General features: G+C 62.5%; 16 protein-coding genes. 12 read left to right on the plus strand and 4 right to left on the minus strand.

Annotated features, from left to right (window positions below):
• Positions 1–122: 122 nt before the first annotated feature.
• Entirely contained in the window at positions 123–1232 is a 1110-nt protein-coding gene (locus tag NKI16_RS09215) for a TRAP transporter substrate-binding protein (protein WP_352469878.1), read from the plus strand.
• 386 nt (positions 1233–1618) lie between these two features.
• On the opposite strand, the gene NKI16_RS09220 is transcribed toward NKI16_RS09215, so the two are convergent.
• From NKI16_RS09220 to NKI16_RS09235, 4 genes are all read right to left on the minus strand, one after another.
• Positions 1619–2644 carry a zinc-dependent alcohol dehydrogenase family protein gene (locus NKI16_RS09220; RefSeq protein ID WP_352620720.1) on the minus strand — a complete coding sequence of 342 codons (1026 nt, stop codon included), beginning with the start codon at positions 2642–2644 and terminating at the stop codon, positions 1619–1621.
• Positions 2645–2660: 16 nt separating this feature from the next.
• Positions 2661–4439 (minus strand): TRAP transporter large permease, encoded by a 1779-nt coding sequence (locus tag NKI16_RS09225; RefSeq protein WP_352620745.1) that lies wholly within the window; start codon positions 4437–4439, stop codon positions 2661–2663.
• Positions 4439–5023 carry a TRAP transporter small permease subunit gene (locus NKI16_RS09230; protein ID WP_023676252.1) on the minus strand — a complete coding sequence of 195 codons (585 nt, stop codon included), beginning with the start codon at positions 5021–5023 and terminating at the stop codon, positions 4439–4441. Before NKI16_RS09230 ends, NKI16_RS09225 begins: the two co-directional genes overlap by 1 nt.
• 204 nt (positions 5024–5227) lie before the next feature.
• Positions 5228–6133, minus strand: a complete 906-nt coding sequence (locus tag NKI16_RS09235) for a branched-chain amino acid ABC transporter permease (RefSeq protein WP_023676253.1) — start codon at positions 6131–6133, stop codon at positions 5228–5230.
• A gap of 140 nt (positions 6134–6273) precedes the next feature.
• On the opposite strand from NKI16_RS09235, the gene NKI16_RS09240 reads away from it, so the two are divergent.
• The 11 genes from NKI16_RS09240 to NKI16_RS09290 all read left to right on the plus strand — a co-directional run bounded on the left by NKI16_RS09240 (position 6274) and on the right by NKI16_RS09290 (position 20042).
• A complete protein-coding gene (locus tag NKI16_RS09240) occupies positions 6274–6882 on the plus strand; it encodes a CGNR zinc finger domain-containing protein (RefSeq protein ID WP_023676254.1) in 609 nt (202 codons plus the stop codon).
• Positions 6875–7405 (plus strand): hypothetical protein, encoded by a 531-nt coding sequence (locus tag NKI16_RS09245; RefSeq protein ID WP_352452209.1) that lies wholly within the window; start codon positions 6875–6877, stop codon positions 7403–7405. The genes NKI16_RS09240 and NKI16_RS09245 overlap by 8 nt, the downstream gene beginning before the upstream one ends.
• Positions 7406–7630: 225 nt before the next feature.
• Positions 7631–11110 (plus strand): indolepyruvate ferredoxin oxidoreductase family protein, encoded by a 3480-nt coding sequence (locus NKI16_RS09250; RefSeq protein ID WP_352922569.1) that lies wholly within the window; start codon positions 7631–7633, stop codon positions 11108–11110.
• A 152-nt stretch (positions 11111–11262) separates the two neighbouring features.
• Complete coding sequence (locus tag NKI16_RS09255) at positions 11263–13584, plus strand: putative bifunctional diguanylate cyclase/phosphodiesterase (RefSeq protein WP_352620723.1); 2322 nt, start codon at positions 11263–11265, stop codon at positions 13582–13584.
• 150 nt (positions 13585–13734) lie between these two features.
• Entirely contained in the window at positions 13735–14517 is a 783-nt protein-coding gene (locus NKI16_RS09260; RefSeq protein ID WP_023676258.1) for an N-acyl amino acid synthase FeeM domain-containing protein, read from the plus strand.
• A 119-nt stretch (positions 14518–14636) separates the two neighbouring features.
• Positions 14637–14786 carry a DUF3096 domain-containing protein gene (locus NKI16_RS09265; protein WP_013528205.1) on the plus strand — a complete coding sequence of 50 codons (150 nt, stop codon included), beginning with the start codon at positions 14637–14639 and terminating at the stop codon, positions 14784–14786.
• Between the two features lie 236 nt (positions 14787–15022).
• On the plus strand, positions 15023–15247 hold the full coding sequence (locus tag NKI16_RS09270; RefSeq protein ID WP_352522521.1) for an aa3-type cytochrome c oxidase subunit IV: 225 nt from the start codon (positions 15023–15025) through the stop codon (positions 15245–15247).
• 81 nt (positions 15248–15328) lie between these two features.
• Entirely contained in the window at positions 15329–16603 is a 1275-nt protein-coding gene (locus tag NKI16_RS09275) for a Re/Si-specific NAD(P)(+) transhydrogenase subunit alpha (RefSeq protein ID WP_352578573.1), read from the plus strand.
• Positions 16603–17025 (plus strand): NAD(P) transhydrogenase subunit alpha part 2, encoded by a 423-nt coding sequence (locus NKI16_RS09280; RefSeq protein ID WP_502894421.1) that lies wholly within the window; start codon positions 16603–16605, stop codon positions 17023–17025. The genes NKI16_RS09275 and NKI16_RS09280 overlap by 1 nt, the downstream gene beginning before the upstream one ends.
• 6 nt (positions 17026–17031) lie before the next feature.
• Positions 17032–18429 carry an NAD(P)(+) transhydrogenase (Re/Si-specific) subunit beta gene (locus NKI16_RS09285; protein WP_352454727.1) on the plus strand — a complete coding sequence of 466 codons (1398 nt, stop codon included), beginning with the start codon at positions 17032–17034 and terminating at the stop codon, positions 18427–18429.
• 137 nt (positions 18430–18566) lie between these two features.
• A complete protein-coding gene (locus NKI16_RS09290; RefSeq protein ID WP_352755334.1) occupies positions 18567–20042 on the plus strand; it encodes a hypothetical protein in 1476 nt (491 codons plus the stop codon).
• Positions 20043–20108: the final 66 nt, after the last annotated feature.

Raw genomic sequence — 20108 nt, forward strand, 5'->3', positions numbered from 1 at the left:
GGCGCTCAAACCGGGCTACCGTGCTGGACTCGACTCCTTGCCTGTGTATTGTCGGCTCGAAGCCGATCCGGGCGCCGAAGTGTCCCGAATGTCGGTCAGTGGATCCAAAAGGGAGGAACTTCATGGATCGTCGTTCGTTCATCCGCAAGGCCGGCACCACCGGTTTCGGCGCTGCGGCCGCTGCCGCGACACTTGCCGCGCCGGCCATCGCCCAGTCCAATCCGAAAGTGACCTGGCGACTGGCGTCGTCCTTCCCGAAGTCGCTCGATACGATCTATGGCGGCGCCGAAGTGTTTTCCAAGATGCTGTCGGAGGCGACCGACGGCAACTTCCAGGTCCAGGTCTTCGCCTCCGGCGAACTCGTTCCCGGCCTGCAGGCCGCCGATGCCACCACAGCCGGCACGGTCGAGGCCTGCCATACCGTGGCATACTATTACTGGGGCAAGGACCCGACGTGGGCGCTGGGAGCGGCGGTTCCGTTTTCGCTCAACGCGCGCGGCATCAACGCCTGGCACTATCATGGCGGCGGCATCGATCTGTTCAACGAGTTCCTGGCGACGCAGGGTCTGTTCGGGCTGCCGGGCGGCAATACCGGCGTGCAGATGGGTGGCTGGTTCCGCAAGGAGATCAAAACGGTCGCCGACCTTTCCGGCCTCAAGATGCGTATCGGTGGTTTTGCCGGCAAAGTGGTGCAAAGGCTCGGGGTGGTTCCGCAGCAGATCGCCGGTGGCGACATTTATCCGGCGTTGGAAAAAGGCACGATCGACGCCGCCGAATGGGTCGGCCCTTACGACGACGAGAAGCTCGGCTTCTATAAGGTTGCGCCCTATTACTACTATCCCGGCTGGTGGGAAGGTGGACCGACCGTCCATCTGATGTTCAACAAGGCGAAATACGACGAACTTTCGCCGGCTTACAAGTCGCTGGTGCACACTGCCGCCCAGGCGGCCGATGCCAACATGCTGCAGAAATACGACTACCTCAACCCGGCGGCGGTGAAGCGGCTGGTTGCCGGCGGTGCCAAGTTGAGCCCATTCAGCCAGGAGATCATGGCCGCCTGTTTCGAAAAGGCCAACGAAGTCTATGCCGAGATGGAAGCCTCGAACGCGCCGTTCAAGAAGATCTGGGATTCGATCAAGGCGTTCCGCAAGGAGCATTATCTCTGGGCGCAGGTGGCCGAGTACAACTATGACACCTTCATGATGGTCCAGCAGCGCAACAGCAAGCTCTAGAACATTCTGCGACGCCGAGTGGCTCCACTCGGCGTCGCAGAATGGGCTAAAACAAAGCGGATGCCCGGTTTTATTTGAATGCATTCCGCTCCAGGAAGACGTGGTTCTTGTCAAAGAACCCTGAGCACGCCCCGTGTTCCTTCCTGTCAGCCTCGGACGCACTGACTTCCACCGGTATTCCCGCCCGGAGCATGGCAATCGAACACTGTCGACTTGATGCGGCCACGCATCAGTTGCTGGACCTCACCCGGTTGTAGGCCGGCGTCGGCATAGGTGGCGGGGTCGCCTTTCCCCGGCTTCATCAGCCCGGCTTTATCAGATTGAGGATGAAGCCATCGATGCGACGCAGAACCGCGAAGCCTGGCGGTGGCAACTGGCCCGATGGATCAGCTCTGAGGCACTACCAGGACTTTGACCTCACCTGGCGCCGGCGGGTTGGCAATGATCGCCACCGCCTCGTCGAGGCTGACTTGTCGTGATATCAGCCGATCTACTTCGATCGCCCCCGAGGCGATAAGATCGGCGGCCCGGCGATGGGTAAAGGGGTTGAGGAAGGAACCCAGGACCTTCAACTCACGGAATAGGAGATCGAACGGTTCGAACGCCACTTTCATGCCTTGCGGCATCACGCCGACGACGACGACGGTGCCGCCCGCTTTGGCCAGCCGCATCGCCTGCTCAACAGTGTCTTTCACGCCGGCGCATTCGAACACCACGTCGACGCCGCCCGGCATCAAACCCGACCGGCCGACGATCGCATCGATGACATCGAAGGCGCTGGGATCGAGCGTCGCCGTTGCGCCAAATTGCTCGGCAAGAGCCCGCCGCGAGGCCTGACGGGTCGACAAGATAATGGTCGTCGCACCGGCGAGCTTTGCCAGCTGAACGGTGAGCAGGCCGATCACGCCGCCGCCGAGCACCGCGACCGACGAGCCTGGTTTGATCGCGGCAAGGTCCACGCCATGCAGGCAGCAGCCGAGCGGCTCGCAGAAAGCACCATGCGTAGGCTTCAGATCGCCTGGCAAGACGAAGGCCTGTTTCTGTGGCAGGACAAGATATTCGGCAAAGCCGCCATCGCAATGGATGCCGATGGCGCGTAGATTGCCGCAGAGATTGACCCGGCCGGCCTGACAATGCTCGCATCGGCCACAGGCAATGTTGGGATCGCCGGTGACGCGGTCGCCGACGGAAAAGCCGGATACGCCAGGTCCGACCGCCTCGACGATGCCGGAGAATTCATGCCCGAGCGTCACCGGCGGCGTGCACGGGAATTCACCATGGAAAAGATGCCTGTCGGTGCCGCAGACGCCGCACGCCTCGATGCGCACCAGCAGATCGTTCGGCCCGGCGGTCGGTTTCTCGGCCTCGCACACGGCGAGGCTGCCCACTCGCTCCAACCGAACCGCCTTCATGGCTGCCGGGCCTTCCTCAGTTGAAACTCGGTGGTTGCGACAGATCGATCGCCGGCGCCGCCGGTTTCGCGGGCGGCTTTTCGTCGAAGCTCGGCGGCTGCGACAAATCCGGTGTGGAAGGTGAGGCTGGGGCAGTGCCGCCGTTGGCCGGCGGCGTGCCAAGCGGCGACAAGCCGATGCCAGGCGTTTCCGGCACCTGGTAGTTGATGGTGCCAGGATCGACGACAGTGCCTTTGTAGTGCATCACCATCTGCGGGAAGGCGATGGTCAGGCCGATCATGATCACCTGGATGCAGACGAAGGGCACTGCGCCCCAATAGATCTGCCCTGTGGTGACGGGCGCGATCTGCTTGCCGGTGAGTCGGTCGAGATAGGGCACGCGCGCGGCGACCGAGCGCAGATAAAACAGCGCGAAACCGAAGGGCGGATGCATGAAGGAGGTCTGCATGTTGACGCCCAAAAGCACGCCAAACCAGATCAGGTCGATGCCGAGTTTGTCAGCCGCTGGCGCCAAAAGCGGCACGATGATGAAGGCAAGCTCGAAAAAGTCGAGGAAGAAGGCGAGCACGAAGACGAGGATGTTGACGCCAATCAGGAAACCGACTTCACCGCCCGGCAGCGACGTCAACAGGTGCTCGACCCAGATGTGGCCATTGACGCCGTAGAAGGTCAGCGAGAACACCCGCGCGCCGATCAGGATGAACAGAACGAAGGACGACAGCCTGGTCGTCGAGGCCAGCGCCTGCTTGACCACGTCGAGCGACAGCCGCCCCTTCATCGCCGCCATTGCCAGCGCGCCGACGGCGCCCATGGCGCCGCCTTCCGTCGGCGTGGCGATGCCAAGGAAGATGGTGCCCAGCACCAGGAAGATCAGCGCCAGCGGCGGGATCAGCACGATGATCACCTGCTGTGCCAGTCTGGACATCAGGCTGATCTTCAGGCGCTGGTCGACGATCGCCACGACATAGATGAAGATGACGCCGATGGTGGCGCCGAGGATATCGGCGTTGCCGCCATGGTTCGGCGCAAGGTAGCGATACGCCGCATAGGAAACCACCACCGCCGCCAGCAGCGCCGCCAGCAGCGACAGCACGCCGTGGCCGAGCGTGCGGGCCTCCAGCGGCAGGGCCGGCATCGACTTCGGCCGGAAGATCGACATGAGCAGAATGTAGAGCATGTAGATGCCGGTCAAAATGAGCCCGGGGATCAGCGCTCCCTTATACATATCGCCGACCGAGCGGCCGAGCTGGTCGGCCAGGACGATCAGCACCAGTGACGGCGGGATGATCTGGGCGAGCGTCCCGGACGCGGCAATGACGCCGGATGCCAGCCGCCGGTCGTAGCCGTAGCGCAGCATGATCGGCAGCGAAATCAGACCCATGGCAATGACGGAGGCCGCCACCACGCCGGTCGTCGCGGCGAGCAGCGCGCCGACGAAAATCACGGCATAGGCGAGGCCACCACGGACAGGTCCGAACAACTGGCCGATCGTGTCGAGCAGGTCTTCGGCCATGCCGGATCGTTCGAGCACGATGCCCATGAAGGTGAAGAACGGGATCGCCAGCAGCGTATCGTTCGACATCACCCGGCTGCCATAGAAATTATCCGGCAACGCGTGCAGCAACGGCCAGGCGAGATTGATCGAGCCGCCCGAATAGGGCGACAGAAGCACGCCGATGAAGAAGAACATCAGGCCGTTGGCGGCGAGCGAGAAGGCGACGGGATAGCCGATCAGCAGGAAGACGACCAGCGAGGCGAACATGATCGGCGCCATGTTCTGGGCGATGAACTCGATCACGAGCGCACCTCTTCGACGAGCGCCTTGGCTTCTAGCTCGGCCTGCTCATGCACCGATATGAACGGAGTGGGATCGTCCATCTGACCGCGCATGATGGCGATTTTCTTGATGATTTCTGAAATGCCCTGCAGCGCGAGCAGAAAAAAGCCGACCAGCAGGATCGCCTTCGCCGGCCAGATGATCAGCCCGCCGGAATTGTTCGACATCTCCCCGCTGCGATACGACAGCGACACATAGGGAACGAAATAGACCACCATCAACGTCACGAACGGCATCAGGAAGAAGACGTGACCGAAAAGGTCGATCCAGTGCTGCACGCGGCGCGAGAACATGCCGTAGACGATATCGATGCGGATATGGTCGTTCTGCTTCAGCGTGTAGGCGGCGGCCAGCATGAAGGCGGCGCCGAACAGATACCATTGCAATTCCAGCCAGGCGTTCGAGGACATGTCGAACACCTTGCGGATGACGGCGTTGGCGGCGCTTACCAGGATCGCCAGCAGGATCAGCCACGAAACCCATTTGCCGATGAATTCGTTCAAACGGTCAATGGTTCTGGAAAGAGCGAGAAGCCCTGCCATGCATTCCTCCCTTGTGTCAGAGCGCGGCGGTTCCCTGTCCGTCGCGTCGCTGTGGACCAACGGTATGCAGTGCGTGGTCCGGCGGGTCAACACGGGACAGCCCGCATAAACACAGTTGTGAGATGACGGGCGGCAAAATGCTGCCGCATCCTTTGCATGTCCAAGGACATGCGGCGCTTTCACCCAAGCAAAGTCGGGTGCGGCTCAGGCGATCTTCTGTTGGTCGCGGCCGGCGCCGATCAGCACAAGCATGGCGACGAGGAACAGGTACATCCAGCCGTCCCGCCATTCGAGCGGAAAATAGCCGGCCCATAGCGATTCGGCCATGCCGAAAGCGGCGGCGCCCAGTGCCGCCCGCAAAGGCGAAAGATAGCCGCCCACTGCGGTCACGAACAGGATTTTCAACCCGTAGACCAACCCTGTGCCGAAGCTGATGTTACCGTAGTAGAAGGCGGCGAGCACGCCAGCCAGTGCCGCGCAAAGGCCGCCGAAAAGCACCGCACGCCGAAACACCGCACGGACATCGACGCCGCACATCGCAGCCGCCTTGGGATCGTCGGATACGGCGCGCCAGCTCCGGCCGAAGCTCGAATATGCGAAGCCCCAAGCAGCCAGCGCTATGGCCGCCAGTACGGCGGCGCAATCGAGCAATTGGATCAGCGTCAACGTCGCCTTGAAGCTGGCATTCTGCGCGAAGACGATGGTCTGGGCCAGCATTGGCGGCAACCATAGGTCATGGGTATCGGCGGCGATGCGGCTGGCTTCCGACAAGACCAGCAATATGCCGAGCGTCGTCACCACGATGGCGTTGGGCGAGCGGTCGGCCAGCGGTTCGAAGATACTTCGCGACAGGACATGGCTGAGCAGCGCCGCATAAAGGAATGCCGCAGCTACGCCGAGCGCGACCGATGCAAACAGCGTCAGCCACAGCGCCTGATAGCCGAACGCCGCGGTGAGGATCATCGTATGCCCGCAAAAGGCGAACAGCGCGCCATAGGCAAGATTGGTACGGTGCAGGATGCCGTTGGTCAGCACGTAGCCGAAGGCAAGCAATGCGTAGAGCGCGCCCGAATGCAGCCCGTTCAGAACCTGCTGGAAGAAATAGAGCATGCAAGACCCTCTATGCATGCCCCGCAATCGGGGCAGAGGTTTGGGACGAACGATATTCTCAGTACGGCGATCGCCTCAGTGACGAGCGTTGCACCCGGAATCTAACTTGTCAAACGCGAGTTATCAGTTAGATTCGCCATATGACAGTATCCTGGACTCCGCACCGCTTTACCGGTGGCATGCTGGCGCTCGATACGGCGAACACCGTCGTTTTGCGGAACGATCCGGAGAAAACTTTCGACCGTTTCGACGATCCGGCCGAGATCGCCCGCTTTGCCGAAGCGGCGAGTGCCTTTCGCGCCGCCGAGCTCGGCGGCAGGCGGCTCGTAGCGCCGGCGCCTGAAAAGATCGCACCGGTGGTGCTGTCGATTCGCGAGACGACCGATCGGCTGTTTCGCGGCGCGGTATCGAAAGGTGCGATCGACACCGCCGATATGCCTGAATTCCTGGAAGCCTGCGCCGACGGCCTCGCCCATGGCCACACCGAAATCGGCACGCCTGGAAAACCGTTCGGTGATCCGGCAACGCCGATCGCCTTCGAGGCGGCGCTCGCGGTCTCGGCGCTGTCGCTGCTGCGTAGCGACACCATCGCCAGGCTGCGGATATGTCCGAACTGCAGCTGGCTGTTTGTCGACAAAAGCCGCAATTCCAGCCGCCTCTGGTGCGACATGGCGGTGTGCGGCAACCGCCAGAAGGCAAACCGACACTATCGCCGCCGGACCGCGGCCAGGGAGGTCACCAATGTCTAGAAGATTCTCACGCGCGATGATTGTCGTCGCGGCGTTGTTCGCGGCGGCCGCGCTCGGCGCCTGCCGTGATTCCGGCAAGGACCAGCTGTTCGCCATTTCCGGGAAGCTGTTCGAGTTCAACTACCGGCTGGGTATCGCCACCTATGTCATCACCCTCAATCCGCTGCGGCCGGTGGGTGAGGGGCAGGTCGCTGTGGTCTCCTTCCAGAACCCGGCCGGTGGTGATCCGATCATCGTCACCCAGAAAATATGGCCGAAGCTGCCGCATGTGACGCTCACCAGCCCGCCGCTTACCTGCGTTGTCAAGGACAAGCCCTATGCGGTGTCGATCCGCATCGAGGATTCCAGCGGCAAGTTGCTGCAGAGTTTCGCGACCACTCTGACGTCCTCGCTCGACCAGTCGGTCCTGCCCGACCGGCCTCTGGTGGTCGGGCCAGTCTACGAGCTCAACAAGGACTTGGCCGGCCATGTCGACGGCAAGCTGCCCGGTGAACCGAAGCCCAGTTGCCCAAAGGCTGCATGATGCATCACCAGCGGCACTGACCGCCGCCGGAATTTTTCATGCTCGGCCATCCTCCCCGACAGGCGTTTCGTGGCGCCACACGGCCGCGCACGGATCGTTTGTTGCGGACCGCCTGGCACCTTCGATTTTGTTTGACCTCCCCGGCAAGGGAAGAAAGACTGTGGGCACTCGACTCCGACGTTGGCCGCGCACCACCAGGCGCGGCCTCCGCACAGGAAATGCCTGATGACGCTGCACAATGTCGCGCTCGACGACAAGTTCGACCTGGCAAAGGAGCGCATCTTCCTGTCGGGTGCCCAGGCAGTCATCCGCATGCTTCTGATGCAGCGCGAGCGCGACCGCCGGGCTGGCCTGAACACCGCCGGTTTCGTCTCCGGCTATCGCGGCTCGCCGCTCGGCGGCCTCGACATGCAGCTGTGGAAGGCCAGGAACCAGCTCGCGCAGTCGGACATCGTCTTCCAGCCCGGTCTCAACGAGGAGCTCGCCGCCACCGCCTGCTGGGGCTCGCAGCAGGCCGAATTGCTGGGCGAGGGTACCCATGACGGCGTTTTTTCGGTCTGGTACGGCAAGGGTCCGGGCGTCGACCGCTCCGGCGACGTGTTCCGCCACGCCAATCTCGCCGGGTCGTCGAAACATGGCGGCGTGCTGGCCCTGATGGGTGACGACCACATGGCCGAATCCTCGACCAACGCGCATGCCACCGAGTTCCTGTTCGTCGACACCATGGTGCCGATCCTTAATCCGGCCGGCGTCCAGGAGATCATCGACTACGGCCTCTACGGCTTTGCCATGTCGCGTTTTGCCGGCACCTGGGCGGCGATCAAATGCGTCAAGGACAACATCGAATCGACGGCCTCGGTCGATGCCGCGCTCGAACGGCTGAACATCATCGTGCCGGACTTCGACATGCCGCCCGGCGGCCTCAATATCCGTAACGAGATCGACATGCTCGGCCAGGAGGAGCGGCTGCATGAACACAAGCGCGCCGCCGCTTCGGCCTTCATCCACGCCAATGGGCTGAACCGGATCGTCTATTCGGGCGGCAGCAGCGCCAAGCTTGGCATCGTCACCATCGGCAAGAGTTATCTCGATGTTCGCCAGGCGCTGGAGGATATCGGCATCGACGAAGCGGCCGCCAGTCGCATCGGTATCAGGCTGTTCAAGGTCGGCTGCCCGTGGCCGCTCGACCTGCAGCACATCGCCGACTTTGCTCGCGGCCTCGATACCATCGTCGTCGTCGAGGAGAAACGCTCGCTGATCGAGGTGCAACTGCGCGAGAACCTTTACGGCACCGCGACGCAGCCGATCATCGTCGGCAAGAAGGACGAGCGCGGCGACTGGCTGTTCCCGGCCAAGGGCGCGCTCGACCCCAACGATATTGCCATCGCGCTCGGCGAGAGGATTTTGCGAACGATCGGCCCGTCGGAAGAAATCGCCGCGCGGGTGGCGAAGTTGCGCCAGTTCCAGGCGATGCTGGCCGACACGTCAGACATCGCCTCGCGCACGCCCTTCTTCTGCTCCGGCTGCCCACACAATTCCTCGACCAAGGTGCCGGACGGCTCGCTCGCCGCCGCCGGAATCGGCTGTCATTTCATGGCGCTGTGGATGGACCGCAACACCGTCGGCTTCACCGCCATGGGCGGCGAGGGCGCGCAGTGGGTCGGCCAGGCGCCGTTCTCGAAGCGCGAGCACATCTTCCAGAATCTGGGCGATGGCACTTACAACCACTCGGGTGTGCTGGCGATCCGCTTCGCGCTGTCGACCGACGCCAACATCACCTACAAGATCCTCTACAATGACGCCGTCGCGATGACCGGCGGGCAACCACACGAGGGCGGCCTGACGGTGGACATGATCGCAAGGCAGGTGCGCGCCGAGGGCGTGGAGCGCATCGCCATCGTCACCGACGAGCCGGACAAATATACCGGCAAGGTGGAATTTCCCGCCGGCGCCACCATCCATCACCGCGACGACCTCGATCTCGTCCAGCGCGAGTTGCGTTCGGTCAAAGGCGTCTCGGTGCTGCTCTACGACCAGACCTGCGCCGCCGAGAAGCGTCGCCGCCGCAAGCGCGGCACCTTCCCCGATCCCGACAAGCGTATCTTCATCAACGAGCTGGTCTGCGAAGGCTGCGGCGATTGCGGCGTGCAGTCGAATTGCGTCTCGATCCAGCCGGTCGAGACCGAATTCGGCCGCAAGCGCAAGATCGACCAGTCGAGTTGCAACAAGGACTTCTCGTGCGTCAACGGTTTCTGCCCCTCCTTCGTCACCGTCCACGGCGCCAAAATCAGGAAAGCCGAAGGCATAGCCGGCGCGGCCGACCCGCTCGCGGGGGTGCCGGCGCCGGCGCAATTTACGCTCGGTGAACAAGGCTGGGCGGCGATCATCGACGGTGTCGGCGGCACCGGCGTCGTCACAATAGGCGCGGTGCTCGGCATGGCCGCGCACTTGGAAGGCAAGGGCTGCGGCATGATCGACATGGCCGGCCTCGCCCAGAAGGGCGGCTCGGTGTTCACCCATGTCCGCATCGCCCGCACGCCGGACGACATCCACGCCATTCGGGTATCGGCCGGCAAGGCCGATCTCGTGCTCGGCTGCGATCTCGTCGTTTCGGGTGCCAAGAAGGTGTTGGCCGCGGTGCGCGAAGGCCATACCATCTTCCTCGCCAACACTGCCGAGATCATGCCGGGCGAGTTCGCCCGTTCGGCCGATTTCTCGCTGCCCGTCGAGCGGCTGAAGAAAGCGATAAGAACGGCCGCGGGCGACGACAGGACGCATTTCTTCGACGCTACCCGCACCGCCTCCGCGCTGTTCGGCAGCTCGCTTGGCGCCAACATGTTCATGCTCGGCTTCGCCTTCCAGCACGGCGGCTTGCCGCTGTCGGCGGAGGCGGTCGAGAAGGCGATCGAGCTCAACGGCGAGGCGATAGCGATGAATATCGCGGCATTTCGCTGGGGCCGCCGCGCCGCCCACCAGCCGGATTTCGTGCGCAGCCTTCTTGCCCAGCCGGGCAAGGCCACGCAGCATGCCGCCATTGCCGAGACGCTGGACGATATCATTGCTCGCCGCGTCGCCTTCCTGACCGCCTATCAGAACGCCGCCTATGGCAAGCGCTATGCCGACAGACTGGCGGCGCTGCGCAAGGCCGAAACCAATGCTGTGCCCGGGTCGACCGTGGTGACCGAGGCTGCCGCAAAGAACCTGTTCAAGCTGATGGCGATCAAGGACGAATACGAGGTGGCGCGGCTTTATACGGACGGCTCCTTTGCCGCAGAGATCGCAAAGCAGTTCCAGAGCTACGGCAAGCTTGAATTCCATCTCGCACCGCCGATCATGGGCAGGCGCGGCAGTGACGGCAAGCCGAAGAAATCGAGCTTTGGCCCGTGGACGATGAACGGGTTCCGCCTGCTGGCGGCGATGAAGGGCCTGCGCGGCACCGCTTTCGACCTGTTCGGCTACAGCGCCGAGAGGCGTATGGAGCGGCAGCTTCTTGCCCTCTATGAAGCCGACCTGGAGCTTGTCGCCGGCGCGCTGGCGCCGGGCAAGATCGAGGTTGCTGCCGCGCTTGTTTCGGTGCCGGCGCTCATCCGCGGCTTTGGCCACGTCAAGCAGGCCAGTGCCGAAAAAGCCGCCGGCGAACGCCAGCGTCTGCTCGACCGCCTCTCGACGGCGCCGCTGCGGCCGCAACTTCAAGCCGCCGAATAATTCAGCGCTGTGATACGCCTTGTTTACCTGAACTGTAGTTTCCCTGCTTCCGCTGCGTCACCAATGAATGCCAATAGAGCCAGAACCGCTGCTCTAAACCTTTCTTAAGGCCAATGTGACACTGCTGGGTTCCCCAGGGTTGGGATCCAGGCGTGAATCTGAGACGAAAAAACGAGATTCCGGTCGACGTTTACATTCCGTTCGTGGAAACGCTGTTTCGCGACGGGTTCACGCTGTCGATCGGCCTTGTTGCGCAGACGCTCCTCGTCATTCTGGTCTATTGGAAGACCATGGACTTGGCGTATCTTCTAGTTGCCGCTGGGCTCATCATTGTCGGTACTCTGCGCCTTCGCAACATCCGAAAATACGGGCGACTTCCTTCCCCGACGACGTGGGAAGAAGCCCATGATCGCGAAAACGATTACATAATTTTCGGTTCGATGCATGGTTTCATGCTTGGCGCGTTCTGTTTCGTCAGTATCTATCTGGCAAATGACAGCCACGACAACTATGCCGAAATAGCCTCTGTCTGCGTCACTCTGGCATCGGTCACGTCGATTGCCGGCCGCAATTATGGGTCGCCGCGCATGGTTATGATTTTTATCATAACCACCACATGGCCCATATCGCTTGGCTTTATCCTGCGCGGCGATATCTACCACATCATCCTCGGTCTGATGTCGGCCCCTTTTCTGTTTGCGATCAAGCGGTTCGCCGACATCGTCCGCGAAGTCCTGTTTACCGCCCTGTCGGAGGAAAAGAAGGCGAACCGCATCGCGCAGCGTTTCAACCGCGCGCTCAACACCATGTCGCATGGCCTTGTCATGCTTGGTCCCGACGGCCGGGTGGCGGTGGCCAATGCCGAAGCCGCGCACCTGATGTCGCTCAAATCGGCCGATGCGCTGCTAGGCCGCTCGATCCACGGTCTGCTGATGCGCGGCGCTGCAGGCGGCATGCTGGCGCCGAAAGATTGCCGTTACATCGAAGCCCAGCTGACGCGTGCGTTGCGCGAGGGCCGCGACCGCAAGGTCCTGGTCTCGCTCACCAACGGCCAGCACTATGAATTTTCGGCGCGCGAAGGCAGCCAGGAACTGGGCGTCGTCACTTTCGAGGATGTGACCGCCCGGGTCGAGGCGGAAGACAAGATCCGCTTCATGGCGCGCTACGACAGTCTCACCGGCCTGCCCAACCGCGCCTACTTCCACGAGTTGGTGGTGGAAGCCATGGCCTCAGGGGATCCCGAGCGTCTCTGCGGGCTGGTGGTGCTCGATCTCGATGATTTCAAGAGCGTCAACGACACGCTCGGCCATCCGGTCGGCGACGGATTGATCTACGCCGTTGCCGAGCGGCTGGCGGCAGTCGCTGGGCCAGGCATCACCGTTAGCCGCTTTGGCGGCGACGAGTTCATGATCTTCTTCGAGCGCATCGAGGATGAAAGCCACCTGACCGGCCAGGTTGATGAGATCTTTGTCAATCTACAGGGCGAGGTCGATGTCGCCGGCCACGGATTACGCATCCAGGCCAGCGGCGGCGCGGTGCTGTCGCGGGTCAAGGATACCGACGTTGACGCCATGATCGTCAAAGCCGACCTTGCACTCTACAAGGCCAAGGAGCTTGGCAAGAACGGTTGGCGGCTGTTCGAGGCCTCCATGGATGCTGCCTTCCGCAGCCGTCAGCTGATGAAGGCGGACCTGCGCAGCGCCGTGGAAAACAAAGAATTGCGGGTGGTCTATCAGCCGATCGTGGCGATGAGCACGATGCGTATCGCCAGTTGCGAAGCGCTGTGCCGCTGGGATCATCCCGATCTCGGGCCGATTTCCCCCGGTATCTTTATTCCGCTGGCGGAGGAAATGGGGATTATTTCCGACATCAGCACCTTCGTCCTGCATGCGGCCTGCACGGAATGCGCCAAATGGCCGGCCCAGACCAGCGTGTCGGTCAATCTCTCGGCCAAGGATTTCCGCAACCGTGATGTCATCCAGAAGGTTCGCGACGCGCTGGCTGAATCCGGTCTCTCCGCCGGACGTCTGGAGATCGAGGTCACCGAGACGGCGCTGCTCGACGACAAGTCGCTGACACGCCAATATATCGAGGAGTTGAAGCGGCTCGGCGTGCGCATTGCGCTCGACGATTTCGGTACCGGGTATTCGAGCCTCAGCTATCTCCACAAACTGCCGCTCGACAAAATCAAGATCGACCGCTCGTTCCTGATGGATGTCACTCAGAACAGCCGGTCGCTCGAATTGCTCAAGGGCATCGTCAACCTGTCACGGCCGCTGGGACTTTCGGTTACCGTCGAAGGTGTCGAGACCTTCGAACAGCTCAAGATCCTGGCATTGCAGGTCAAGCCGGACCTGGTCCAGGGCTTTCTGTTCGGGTCGGCACTCAGCGCGTCCGGCATCGAGACGATGTCGAGCACCGTCTGGCCCTTCGCCAAGGACATCCAGACGGCAAGGAAGGCGCCGCGGCGCTGACTTCGCGCTGAAAGACCGCGTATTTTAGTATAATTTTATTAATTGTTAACCTTAATGACCGGTAAACGAGCTCCTACTTATTTTCATCTTTACATCTCATGACCCGTCCGTAGTGTCGGCTGGTGGCGGTAATCGCGGGGAATAGAGTTCATGTGTGCCCAGTTGAGTTCGCTCGGCCATGCGGCGGGCGCTGGTGGGAAAGATGCGTCCGAGACCATGTCCAGCTTCGCGCAACATGTTTATGCGCTGCTTGACCGGACGGAGTACCGACGCTGTGAAAGCGGCGAGGACTTCGAAAGCATTTACAGGCTGCGCTACAATTCCTATCGGATGAACGATCTCGTGCCCGAGAATGCGTCCCGTCAGGTCCATGACGAGTTTGACGAACTGCCCAATTGCCATACGTTCGGAATCTACATCGAGGGGCGGCTGGTCAGCACAATGCGCCTGCATAACGTGTCTGCTGATAACGCCACATCACCAGCGCTCAGCGTCTACAAGGACTTGTTGATGCCGCGTCTGGCGGCCGGCGAAGTCTTTATCGACCCGAGCCGTTTTGCCGTGGACGCCGAATGGTCACGGCTTTACCCGCAGATCCCGTATGTGACGCTGCGCCTTGCGGGCATGGCTTGCTTCCATTTCGGCGCGCCTTATTGCATATCCATGATCCGCGAGGACCATGCGGCTTTCTACAAGCGCATCTATCGGGCGCGACCGATCGGCGATGCGCGGCCCTATGCCGGCGTGATCAACTGTTTCGCGCTGCTTTATCAAGCCGATGTCCTGGCGATCAAGAATGAAACCTACGCTCGCTTTCCGTTCTTCCGTTCGACGCCAATGGAGCAGCGCATGTTGTTCGATACGCCCGGTGCCGGCGAACTCGCCCCGCTGACCATCCTGCCCACCGCCAAGTATTTTCGCGAAGCCGCCTGAACGAGCCCATGGAGCCTTCCGGTCGCTTCGGCGTTCTGGGCAAGGGTGCTGGTGGTAGGTCGGCATCGCCGGCGTCCGCCAAGCATCGCTTCGATAGCGATCCGATCAAAGGAACCGATATGACCATTTCCACGCTCGCCCTTACCCCGCTTATCTCGCTGATTGCAGGCGTGCTGATCCTGGTGATGCCGCGGCTGCTCAATTATATCGTCGCCCTTTATCTGATCGTTGTCGGCCTGCTCGGTCTGTTCCCGCATCTCGCCGGCTAACGACATTGGCAATAGCGGACCTGCCGTCCATTGTGATTGGTATCGCCGCGCTCCGCTCCGCCTCGTTTTCAGGCTCGGGTCAGTCATAACCGCTGCGCATGTTGCGCCACATCATTGACGCAGCGATTTCCAGTTTCGCTTGAGACAGTTGGCTGCGGCGATGCGGCAATAGCGCCATTGCCCTTAACGCGGCTTTTCGCTATGTGCCTGAAAGATGTCTTCGAAGGGGTATTCCTATGGCTGAACACACGCCGACCGGTCCTGTCGAACTGGGCGCGAAGATGGACTATGCCGAGCACGACCGCACCTATGCCGGCTTTGTGATGCTGGCCAAATATGGGTCGCTATTTTGCGCCGCCGTGCTTCTGGCCATGGCGTTCGGCTTCTTTGTGGGCGGCTTCTTCTCGGGGACTATCCTGTTCGTGCTGATCCTGGCCGTCGGCGCCTTTATTCTCCGATAGACTCCTCCAACCTTTGTCGAGGGCGCCGCCGGTGGCCGGCCGGCGTCTTGGGTAACGGGTTCCGGCCGAAAGGATCATGCGGTGGGACAGACGGTTTTCATCCCTCGTGAGCTCGACGCGAACGAGCCGCGCGTCGCGGCCTCGCCCGACACGGTGAAACGGCTGGCGGCGCTGGGTTTCGGCGTGGTCGTCGAAGCCGGCGCAGGCACTGCTTCGCGCATTCCCGACGAGGAGTTTGCCAAGGCCGGCGCCGCGATCGGCAAGGCCGGCGATGTTTCCAGGGCTGATGTCGTGCTGAAGGTGCGCCGGCCGAGCGATGCCGAGCTGAAAGCCTATCGGCCGGGCACTGCCGTCATTGCCATCATGGATCCATATGGCAACGATGCTGCCGTCGCCGCGCTGGCCAAGGTTGGTGTTACTGCCTTTTCCATGGAGTTCATGCCGCGCATCACCCGTGCCCAGTCGATGGACGTCCTGTCCAGCCAGGCGAACCTCGCCGGCTATCAGGCAGTGGTCGACGCGGCTGCCGAATATGACCGGGCACTGCCGATGATGATGACGGCCGCCGGCACGGTACCGGCGGCGAAGGCCTTCATCATGGGCGTCGGCGTCGCCGGTCTGCAGGCCATCGCCACCGCGCGCCGCCTCGGCGCCGTGGTCACCGCCACCGATGTGCGCCCGGCCGCCAAGGAGCAGGTTGCCTCGCTCGGCGCAAAATTCCTGGCGGTCGAGGACGAGGAGTTCAAGGCGGCCGAGACGGCCGGCGGCTACGCCAAGGAAATGTCAAAGGAGTATCAGGCCAAGCAGGCGGCGTTGACCGCCGAGCACATCGCCAAGCAGGACATCGTCATCACCACCGCGCTGATCCCCGGCCGTCCGGCGCCGAAGCTGGTCTCGGCGGCGATGGTCGCCTCGATGAAACCCGGCTCTGTGATCGTCGACCTCGCGGTCGAGCGCGGCGGCAATGTCGAGGGCGCCGAAGCCGGCAAGGTGGTGACCACGGCCAACGGGGTAAAGATCGTCGGCCATCTCAACGTTCCCGGTCGCGTCGCCGCCTCCGCTTCGCTTCTCTATGCCAGGAACCTCTATGCCTTCCTCGAGACGCTGGTCGACAAGGCGGCGAAGACGCTTGCCATCAACCACGACGACGAACTGGTCAAGGCGACGATGCTGACCGATGCTGGCAAGATCGTGCATCCGGCTTTCGCAAAGGCTGAGCAGGAGCCGCCAAAGGGCCAATATGTCGAACCACCGGCCATTCCGGCCAGGACGATGGTTGCCGAGGCTTCGGCGAAGCCGGCTGCGAAGAAAACGGCCGCTTCGAGGAAGCCCAAGACCACCGGAGGGATCGCGTGATGGACCAGACCCTGCAGAAAGCCCTCGACCAGCTCGACGAGGCGACAGCTGCCGTGCGGCTCGCGGTGCAGAACCTGGCGGCCGCGCCCGGCACCGAGGCGGCGGGTGACGCCGCTCACGCGCTGTCCGGCGGTGCCATCGATCCCTTCGTCTTTCGCTTCGCCATCTTTGTCCTGGCGATCTTCGTCGGCTACTACGTCGTGTGGTCCGTCACGCCGGCACTGCACACGCCGCTGATGGCGGTCACCAACGCCATTTCCTCCGTCATCGTCGTCGGCGCGCTGCTGGCCGTCGGCATCTCGGCCTCAGGGCTTGCCACCGGCTTCGGCTTCGTTGCGCTGATGCTGGTATCGGTCAACATCTTCGGCGGTTTCCTCGTCACCCAGCGCATGCTGGCCATGTACAAGAAGAAGGAAAAGTAGGCCGCTATGAACGCCAACTTCGCCTCCTTTCTCTATCTGGTCTCCGGCATACTGTTCATCCTGGCATTGCGCGGCCTGTCGCATCCGACCACCAGCCGCCAGGGCAACATGTACGGCATGATCGGCATGGGCATCGCCATCGCCACGACGCTGGCGCTGGCGACCCCTTCGGCCGGGCGCTTCGGCCTCATAGTGCTCGGGCTGCTGATAGGCGGCTCGGCCGGTGCGGTCACGGCACGGCGCATTGCCATGACCTCGATGCCGCAGCTGGTCGCCGCCTTCCACTCGCTGGTCGGTCTTGCCGCGGTCATGGTGGCGGCCGCCGCCATCTATGCACCGGAAAGCTTCGGCATCGGCACCGTCGCCGATATTCATGCCCAGGCACTGATCGAGATGAGCCTCGGCGTTGCCATAGGTGCCATCACCTTCACCGGCTCGGTCATCGCCTTTTTGAAGCTCGACGGCCGCATGTCGGGCAAGCCGATCATGATCGGTGGCCGCCACTTCATCAACGCGGCCCTGGGCATTGCGCTGATCGTGCTGATCGTGCTGCTCGTCACCGCCGAGTCCAAGGTGGTGTTCTGGCTGATCGTTGCCGCCTCGCTGGTGCTGGGTGTGCTTCTCATCATCCCGATCGGTGGCGCCGATATGCCGGTGGTCGTGTCGATGCTGAATTCCTATTCGGGCTGGGCCGCGGCCGCCCTGGGCTTCACGCTCGGCAATCTGGCGCTGATCATCACCGGCGCGCTGGTCGGCTCGTCGGGCGCCATCCTGTCTTACATCATGTGCAAAGGCATGAACCGGAGCTTCATCTCGGTCATCCTCGGCGGCTTCGGCGGCGAGACATCAGCCATTGCCAACGACGGCATCGAGCGCACGGTCAAGCAGGGCTCGGCCGAGGATGCCGCCTATCTGATGATGAATGCGCAAAAGGTCATCATCGTGCCGGGCTACGGCATGGCCGTCGCCCAGGCGCAGCACGCGCTGCGCGAGATGGCCGACAAGCTCAAGGCCAACGGCGTCGACGTCAAATACGCCATCCACCCGGTTGCCGGCCGCATGCCCGGGCACATGAACGTGCTCTTGGCCGAAGCCAACGTGCCTTATGACGAAGTGTTCGAGCTGGAGGACATCAACTCTGAGTTCGCGCAGGCCGACGTCGCCTATGTCATCGGGGCCAATGACGTCACCAATCCCTCGGCTCGTGACGACAAGTCCTCACCTATCTACGGCATGCCAATTCTCGACGTCGACAAGGCGCGCACCTGCCTGTTCGTCAAGCGCTCGCTCGGCTCCGGCTATGCCGGCATCGACAACACGCTGTTCTACAAGGACGGCACCATGATGCTGCTCGGCGACGCCAAGAAGATGACCGAGGAGATCGTCAAAGCGATGGATCACTGAAACGGCGTCGCTGCCAACTCACTGCCGATCGTCGAATACAGCCAGGCTCCGCGCCGGGCTTTTTCTTGGCTGTTACCGGTTCTGAAGCTACGATGCCGACCCGTCGTCTTGCTAACGGAGTCATCGTGGAGGTGCTGGTGCCCGACCCTGGTTCTGCTGCATCGCCGGCCGCCGATCTGACCGCAGCAGAGAAGGCGCCACGCAAGCGCAGCCAGGCGGTAGTGGTCGTGCACGGCATGGGCGAGCAGCGGCCCATGGACACGTTGAGGGAGTTTGTCCAGGCCGTATGGAGCCACGATCCGGCCCGGGCACCGTTCTATGCCCATGTCCCCGATCCGGCCGACCCGATGGGTGCGAAGATCAACCAGAGCTGGATCACGCCCGACAGCCGGACCAATTCGCACGAACTCCGCCGGATCACCACGCCCTATGATGTCGATGGCCGCCGCACCGATTTCTACGAGCTTTACTGGGCCGACATCACCCAGGGCACGACCCGAAGCCGCCTTGCTGCCTGGGTGACGACCCTGCTCTGGCGCAAGCCGGCCGATATTCCGCGCGATGTGCTCAAACTCTATGTCGTCACGCTTTTGGCCACCATCGTCGTCCTCGGCGCGGCGCTGGCGCTCGCAACGTCGACCTGGCAAGGCTACATCTCCTGGACGACCGGTGTGCTTGTCACGGTTCTGGCGTCGTTCGTCATCTGGTCGGTGGACCAGTTTGGCTTGCCTTATTTCGGCGACGTCGCCGCCTATGTGCGGGCCGAAGCGGCAACGGTCGAGAAGCGGGCGCTGGTCCGCGAGCGTGGCCTCAAGCTGCTGAAGCGTCTCATGATGGACGATGCCTATGACCGCATCGTGCTGGTCTCGCACAGCCTCGGGTCGATCATCGCCTATGATCTGTTGCAGATATTGTGGGCCGATTTCAGGCCTAGAAAGTTGGAAGCCATTCGCGACAAAGCGAGGCTGAAGGCGATCCACGCCGTCGACAAGGCGACGCTGGCCGCCGATGCCTCCGCTTGGCCCGACAGCCTCGATGACCTCCCCGCATTCCGGCGCAGCCAATGGGAGCTCTACCGGCAGCTTCGCGTCGGCGACGCCGATCATCCGCTGCCGTGGAAGATCAGCGATTTCGTCACGCTCGGCAGTCCGCTGACCCACAGCGAGTTTCTAGTGACCTACAACCTCGCCGAACTCAGGCGCGGCATCGCCGAGCGCCTGTTTTCGGCATGCCCGCCGATCGCCGACAGGGCGGCGGGCGGGACCATGCTCTACCAGGAAGGGCGCAGCCATTCCGGCAAGCCGCAGCGGGCGGTGCATCATGGCGCGGTGTTTGCCGCGACGCGCTGGACCAATATTTTCGACAGGGGCAATGGCTGGCTGACCGGCGACCCGATTTCAGGGCGGATGACGGAAAATTTTGGTCCCGGCGTGGAAAACATCCAGGTCGAGCTGCGCGGCTCGGGCGGCCGCGTCTTCACGCACAGGCTCTACTGGTCGCTGACGGCGAGCGGCCTCGAGGTCAACGCGCCGGCCGGCGTACAGCCGCGCTCGCACCTTGCCGTGCTGCGCGATGCGGTCGATCTCGGCCGCAAACTGGAAGCTGAGCTGTAGGCGGCGAGCAGCGCACGACAATGCCGCGGCGGCAGTTCAAAGCAAGGTCCCCTTCGGGCGTAATCT

This window comes from Mesorhizobium sp. M0698, from assembly GCF_040320455.1.
Taxonomy (GTDB): Bacteria; Pseudomonadota; Alphaproteobacteria; order Rhizobiales; family Rhizobiaceae; genus Mesorhizobium.